9 protein-coding genes are annotated in these 6,826 nt (G+C 56.5%); all 9 read right to left on the bottom strand.

The genetic code is table 11. The annotated features are described in order from the left end of the window. Positions 1-10 precede the first annotated feature (10 nt). The gene (flhB, locus tag C7H08_RS16905) at positions 11-1,147 is read right to left on the bottom strand and encodes a flagellar biosynthesis protein FlhB (protein ID WP_106673386.1); all 1,137 of its coding nucleotides are present in this window, start codon (positions 1,145-1,147) and stop codon (positions 11-13) included. Positions 1,148-1,149: 2 nt separating this feature from the next. Continuing rightward, entirely contained in the window at positions 1,150-1,935 is a 786-nt protein-coding gene (gene fliR / locus C7H08_RS16910; protein ID WP_106673387.1) for a flagellar biosynthetic protein FliR, read from the bottom strand. A gap of 3 nt (positions 1,936-1,938) precedes the next feature. Continuing rightward, on the bottom strand, positions 1,939-2,208 hold the full coding sequence (fliQ, locus tag C7H08_RS16915; protein ID WP_106673388.1) for a flagellar biosynthesis protein FliQ: 270 nt from the start codon (positions 2,206-2,208) through the stop codon (positions 1,939-1,941). 10 nt (positions 2,209-2,218) lie between these two features. Continuing rightward, positions 2,219-2,980 carry a flagellar type III secretion system pore protein FliP gene (gene fliP, locus C7H08_RS16920; protein ID WP_106673389.1) on the bottom strand — a complete coding sequence of 254 codons (762 nt, stop codon included), beginning with the start codon at positions 2,978-2,980 and terminating at the stop codon, positions 2,219-2,221. A 4-nt stretch (positions 2,981-2,984) separates the two neighbouring features. Then, entirely contained in the window at positions 2,985-3,434 is a 450-nt protein-coding gene (fliO, locus tag C7H08_RS16925) for a flagellar biosynthetic protein FliO (RefSeq protein ID WP_106673390.1), read from the bottom strand. Position 3,435: 1 nt separating this feature from the next. After that, positions 3,436-3,939 (bottom strand): flagellar motor switch protein FliN, encoded by a 504-nt coding sequence (fliN, locus tag C7H08_RS16930; RefSeq protein ID WP_106673391.1) that lies wholly within the window; start codon positions 3,937-3,939, stop codon positions 3,436-3,438. Beyond that, on the bottom strand, positions 3,932-4,930 hold the full coding sequence (fliM, locus tag C7H08_RS16935) for a flagellar motor switch protein FliM (RefSeq protein ID WP_106673392.1): 999 nt from the start codon (positions 4,928-4,930) through the stop codon (positions 3,932-3,934). Before fliM ends, fliN begins: the two co-directional genes overlap by 8 nt. Before the next feature lie 40 nt (positions 4,931-4,970). Continuing rightward, on the bottom strand, positions 4,971-5,471 hold the full coding sequence (locus C7H08_RS16940) for a flagellar basal body-associated FliL family protein (protein ID WP_106673393.1): 501 nt from the start codon (positions 5,469-5,471) through the stop codon (positions 4,971-4,973). Positions 5,472-5,651: 180 nt separating this feature from the next. After that, a partial coding sequence (locus C7H08_RS16945) for a flagellar hook-length control protein FliK (RefSeq protein ID WP_243411439.1) occupies positions 5,652-6,826 on the bottom strand: 1,175 nt, incomplete at its 5' end.

The raw sequence follows: 6,826 nt of genomic DNA on the forward strand, positions 1-6,826 counted from the left end.
AACTCCCCAATCAGATATCCCGACGCATCTCCGGCGGAATCGGGAAGTCCGGCATTCCGGGCTTGTCACCTCGCCCCTTGCGGAACTGGCGCAGCTGGAACACATAGGCCAGCACCTGCGCGATGGCCATATACAGACCGTCCGGAATCTCCTGCCCGATGTCCGAATTGTGATACACCGCCCGAGTCAGCGGCGGCGTCCGCAGAATCTCCACCTTGTTCGCCCGTGCAATTTCCATAATCTTGAAAGCAATTTCATCCGCTCCCTTGGCGACCACCACCGGCGCGCCCATCGACATCTGATCGTACTTCAACGCCACCGCATAATGGGTCGGGTTGGTAATCACCACATCCGCCGTCGGCACATCCTGCATCATCCGACGCTGGGACATCTCACGCTGCAACTGGCGAATCTTGCCCTTGACCTCCGGCTTGCCCTCGGAGTCCTTGTATTCATCCTTCACCTCCTGCTTGGTCATTCGCAGTTTCTTCTGGTGATCGTAAATCTGAAACGGCACATCAATTATCGCAATGATGATCGTCGCGCAAGACAAAACCAAAAAACTCCAGGCCATGGTCCAGACCACATGCGCCATGGCCGGAACTACCGGTTCTTCAGCAATACTCAGCAAATCATCCGTCCGCAGATGCAGGATCATAATGGCCACTGACAGCACCAGTCCCACCTTGGCGATTGCCTTCACCAGCTCAATCAACGAACGCATTGAAAACATCCTGCCCAAGCCCTTAATCGGATCCATCCGATTGGCTTTGGGGGCAATAGCCTTGCCACTGAACAACAGTCCCCCAATACCGATGGAGCCGGCGATGGCGGCAATCAACAACATTAGCAGAATGGGCGAAAGGGCAAAGGCAGCAGCTTTAGCCGACAAAATCAGCTGAACACTCATGTGCCGAGTGTCATAAATAGCAGCACGTTCAATGATGAAAGCATCGCGCATGATACCCTCAAGCACCGTCGCCAGGCTGCCACCAAACATTAGCATGCCACCGGCACCGGCCAACAACACCGCCATGGTCGCCAGCTCTTTCGAGCGGGCGGTCTGGCCATCCTCCCGGGCCTTTTCGAGTCGTCGGGCGGTTGGCTCTTCGGTCTTTTCCTGGCTGTTGTCGTTCTCTTCAGCCATGGCTAGGGTTGCCTCTGTAGCTGCCGCATGAATTCAAAGGTTTCCCGTGTGTACTGATCAAAGTGTGGCAGGAAGTTGGCGTGCAATACCCAGATGGCAAACAAGCCAAAAATCAGGCCAATCGGAAAACCCAGTGCGAAGATGTTCATCTGCGGAGCAGCACGGGTCATCACCCCGAATGAAATATTAACGATGAAAACAGCCGTTACGGCCGGCAAAGCCAGCAATACCGCCGACACAAACATCCAGCTGATTCGGTGCGCCAGATCCCAGATACCACCCTGGCCAAGCCCCTCCATACCGATGGGCATGGTATAGAAGCTTTCGATAAATACCTCAAACGCCACCAAGTGCCCGTTCATCGCCAAAAACAGCAAGGTAATGGTGATGGTGTAGATCTGTGCCAGCACCGGCACGTTGACCCCGTTAGCCGGGTCCACCATGGAGGCGAACCCCAGGCCCATCTGCATGGCAATCATCTGACCGGCAATAACGAACAACTGCCACAAGGCGGTCAGGGCAAAACCCAGCCCGACCCCGATCAGAATCTGTTGTAGCGTAATAACCACAGCGTCGGCGCTGAACGCCTCAACTTGCGGCACGTCCGGGATCATGGGGGCAATCAGAATGGTCATCAGAAGAGCTAAGCCGAGGCGCACCCGGGCAGGTACCAGCTGGGTACCAAAAATGGGGATCACCATCAGAAAGCTGGCCAGCCGGAACAACGGCCAGAGATATTGCCCGACCCATTGGCCGATCAGATCCGCACTGAACTCCGCCGGCACCATCCGTCAGCCGATCAGATAGGGGATGTTGGAAATCAGCCGATTGGCGTGGTCCAGCAAGACCGTGAGCATCCAGGGGCCAAGCACGATAATGACGATCAGGGTGATCAGCAGCCGCGGCAGAAAGCTGAGGGTTTGCTCGTTGATCTGGGTGGCGGCCTGAAAGGTACTGACCACCAGGCCAATCACCAGACCGGGGCCAATGATGACCGCGGCCAACAATACGATCAGCCACAGGGCTTCACGTATAATATCAATGACGGTTTCAGGGGTCATGTGTGGCCTCCTATATCCCGTAACTGGCAGCAAGGGTACCCATAATCAGTGCCCAGCCATCCACCAGAACAAACAGCATGATTTTGAAGGGCAACGAGATGATGATGGGTGAAAGCATCATCATACCCATGGCCATCAGAACACTGGCCACCACCATATCGATGACCAGAAATGGTATAAACAGTATGAACCCGATCTGGAAGGCTGTTTTCAGTTCACTGGTCACAAAGGCTGGCATCAACACCCAGAAGGACGCATCCTCCGGGGTTTCATACTGAACATCGGCGATCCGCATGAACAGCGCAAGGTCTGATTCCCGGGTCTGTTCCAGCATAAAACGCCGGAACGGCTGGCTGGCCAGCTCGACTGCCTCCAGCGAGGTGACTTCTTCCTGCATATAGGGCTGCAAGCCAACCTCATTGGCTTCTTCCAGCACCGGTTTCATGATGAAGATAGTCAGGAACAGTGCCAGCCCCAGCAGAATTTGATTCGAAGGCGTCGCCTGTAGTCCCAGCGCCTGCCGTAAAATAGAAAACACAATGATGATGCGGGTGAACGAGGTCATCATCATCATCATGGCTGGCAGAAAGGTCAGCGCGGTCATCAGCGCCAGAATCTGCAGCGTCACCGAATACTCCTCGGTGCCGTCTTCGCCGGGCGTCAGAGTAAAGGCTGGAATGCCAGGCAGATCCGCCAGGGCCGTCGGCGCCAACAGCAAACCGGGGATCAGCAGAAACAATGGCAGGCAGCGTTTGAGCATGGCCTCAGTCATAGCGTTAGTCTTTCCTATCCGGTGCCGACCAGGATTTGCCGATCATGCCTTGCAGCCGGCGGGCAAATTCGCTCGACGGAGGGTTGGCGGCGTCAACGACCGGTTCGTCAAACACCTGCAGAGTGCGGATGGCAGAAGGGGTAATGCCCAGCAAAATCTGCTGCCCACCCACCTCAATCAGCGCAATGCGCTCTCGAGCACCAATGGCCATCACCGATACGACTTTGATGGCGTTGTTGTTCATGCCGGTCATGCCATTCATGCGCCGGATCAGCCAGGCGCAGCCGTAAATCACCGCGACCACCGCCAGCAAACCCACACCGAGGCTCACCACGGTGCCTACCGTATCCGGAGCATTGCGGGCCGCGTCACCGGCAGCCGGTGCAGCTGACTCTTCTGCCAGCACCGGCAGGGCGACCATCGCGGGTATAAGCCAGGTCAGGATGCGGAGCATATTATTTCTGCAACCGTTTGATCCGTTCACCCGGGCTGATCACATCGGTCAGCCGGATGCCAAACTTCTCATTCACCATGACCACTTCGCCGTGGGCGATCAGCGTGCCGTTGACCAGCACGTCCAGCGGTTCACCGGCCAGCCGGTCCAGCTCAATAACCGAACCCTGGTTCAGCTGAAGCAGATTGCGGATGGGGATCTGGGTGTTACCCACTTCCATCGAAATGGTGACCGGAATGTCCAGAATCACGTCAATATCAGGCGCATCGCCGCTGCCGGTCAGGCCCGCATCTTCTCCGAATTCTTCCATGGGTGCGGCGCGAACACTCTTACCGGGCTCGTCGCCGTCATCGGCCTCAGCCATGGCCGCAGCCCACTCGTCTTCACGGCCATCAGAATCGCCGTCGTCTGAGCCGCCAGTTTCCTCCATTGCCGCTTCCCATTCAGCAGCCAGCTTCTCGTCTTCGCTGAGCTCCTGTTTGTCTTTGTTGTCGTCCTCAGCCATTGCGTCCACCCTTCAGTTGTTTCTTGACTCTGGGCAAAGTTGCCCGCTCATGAATTCTCAGTGCCAGCTTTCCGTCCCGGGTGCCAAGCGTTGCCTTATAGATTGGAATGCCATTGGCGGTTACCGTCAGGAAATCCGACATTTCTACCGGAATCACATCCCCGGCTTTCAACTTTGCGATGTCCCTGAGTGATATCCGGCGCCGGCAAACCATGGTATTAATCGGGACATTCACTTCTTTGACGTCTTCCTGCAGGGCATTGACCCAGCGCTCATCCACGTCGTCTATGTCACTCTGCACGCCGGCATCCAGCACATCGCGAATGGGCTCGATCATCGAATAAGGCAACGCAAAGTGTAGCTCGCCGCCGCCGCCATCCAGCTCGATGTGGAAGGTGCTGACCACCACCACTTCACTGGGGCTGACGATGTTGGCCATGGCCGGGTTGACTTCGGAGCTCAGGTATTCAAAGTCGACTTTTAAAACTGCATGCCAGGCTTCTTTCATGTCCGTGAAAACCTGATTGAGCACCATCTGCACAATCCGGGTCTCGGTGGGCGTGAATTCACGACCCTCAATCTTCGCATGTCGGCCTTCACCACCGAAAAAGTTATCGACCAGTTTGAACACCAGTTTCGCGTCAAGAACGAACAGACCGGTACCACGCAGCGGGCGAACTTTACAGAGGTTGAGACTGGTCGGCACGTACAGGGTATGAATGTATTCGCCAAACTTCATGATCTGTACACCACCGGTAGACACGTCGGCATTTCGGCGCAACAGATTGAATAAACTGATACGGGTGTAGCGGGCAAAGCGCTCGTTGATCATTTCGAGGGTGGGCATTCGGCCACGGACAATGCGGTCCTGACTGGCCAGGTCGTAATTTTTTACCCCGGACTCGTCCGTCTCTTCATAGGTATCGATATCACCGTCATCGACACCGTGAAGGAGCGCATCAATCTCGTCCTGCGATAATAAGTCCTGCATACCTGATCCTGCCCTGAAATTCGTTTACCCGACCGGGTACCTATTGCACCACAAAGTTCCTGAACAACACTCGCTTGATTTCAGGCTCACCTTCCTGAGCCAGCACCTCATTGACGGTTACCAGCATTTGCACGGCGAGATCCGCCCGGCCATCGGGTGTCTGTATTTCATTGAAGTCGGTATTGCCCAACACCATCACCAGCTTGCTTCGAATCAGAGGCATGTGCGTGTCCACCGCGGCCAGTGCCAACGGGTCTGTCGCCTCAAAGGATAGATGCACCTGGGCATAGCGTTGCCTACCCTGAGCCTGAACCGTGGTCACCAGCGCCTTTTCCAGATCGGTGTAGCTGCTGGCAATAAAACTGGTTTCTTCCGGATTGGCATCGACCTGATCACCGTCACCGGAAAAGCCATCGCCCAGAAACCAGAGCGTTCCGACCACCGACAGTGCTACCGCCAGAATGATGACTATCACCAGCATGATGATGAGCTTCAACTTACCTTTTTTGGCAGGCGCCTGTTCCGCATTGTTCTCAGCCATAATGTCCGCTTTGTCAGATTTTTGTCAGTCAGGACGGGTCCCGCTGACTTTTCAGAGTTAATGCAAAGGGCGGGCCAGAAGCCCCATCCCTCCGGTTCAGAACCGCAGTTTAGCGTTGCCGGCAAGGATGGGCAAAGAGGTTTGGAAGGTAAGTCAGAAGTGATCAGAAAACGATCAGTGTCAGGCAAAGATATCCACTTCGCCTTTCCAGGCTAGATCAAGGCTGCCGAGGTCTGCCAGGTCGTCGTCGACATCCGTTCCGGCCACTCCGGCCCCGTTCGCACCGGAACCGTCCTCACCGGCGCCTTCGCCCTGGCTGCCGGCCTGCTGGTTAGCCTGGTCAGATACATCAAACTGGCTCAGTGATAAACCTTGCTCTCCCAGCATGTCCCGCAACCGGTGTGAGTGCAGCTCCAGTTGCTCCCGAACCACCGGGTTGGCGGCATGCACGGTAACCGTGGCCTGATCATTCTGCACCCGAACCTTGACTTCCATCGGACCCATATCCGGTGGTGTCAGGTGGATCTCAGCAACCGACATATTGCGCGCGGTCAGCCAGCTCAATTTGCCCATCACCTTGTCGCCCCACTCCGCCTGCCCTACCGGCACGTCTACAGAGGTCGCGTAGCCACGTAGTGGAACCGCCGCCTCTGCAGCCAGGCGAGTAGGCTGTGAAGCCTGTTGCGAGGCCAGCTCCAGCGTAGCCTGGAATTTCGGAGTCGTCAGTGCGCTGGCTGGATCTACCGGTCTCGAGGTTTCACCGGCAACACCCGCCGACAGCAATTCCGTCAGTTGGGTACTGAGGGTCATCGCAGTGCCACCGGCGTTCTGCTGCGAGCTCTGGCCGTTCAAGAGTCCAGGCAAGCCCGTTGTGGGTGCCAGCGCGGGCGCCAGCACCACATCTGCATCAGTCGGCGAAGGGTTGCCTGCAGGCATGATCAGGGATTGCAGGCTGGCAAACGTCATCGGCGTGAAGTCTGTTGACGCGGTCTCGGGCAGCTCGCCCTGAACGAGGTCGTCAGGAACTAGCGTTTCACCCTTGTCCTGGGCTATAGACGCATCCGTCTTTTCCGCCTGAGTTGCCGGTCGGGAATCAGCCGAGTCTTCACTGGTTTTCTGATCCACAGCCTTGGCATCCCGACTGTCCTGCACGGAACGGCGCTGATCCAGACGGTCTGACTGTTTCTGCTCCAGGCGTTTCTGCTCGGCGCGTGAGACCTGGTCAAAACGGCTATCACTGCCGGAATCCCGGTTACCCGCGGTCTTGGCTGTCGCTACGTCCTTTTGGACACCGGGGTTTGACGCCTGGGGGAGAATTGTCTGCTGCATGGCAACCTCTTGCCGCTTTTCATCCT

The organism is Marinobacter halophilus, assembly GCF_003007685.1.
GTDB lineage: Bacteria > Pseudomonadota > Gammaproteobacteria > Pseudomonadales > Oleiphilaceae > Marinobacter > Marinobacter halophilus.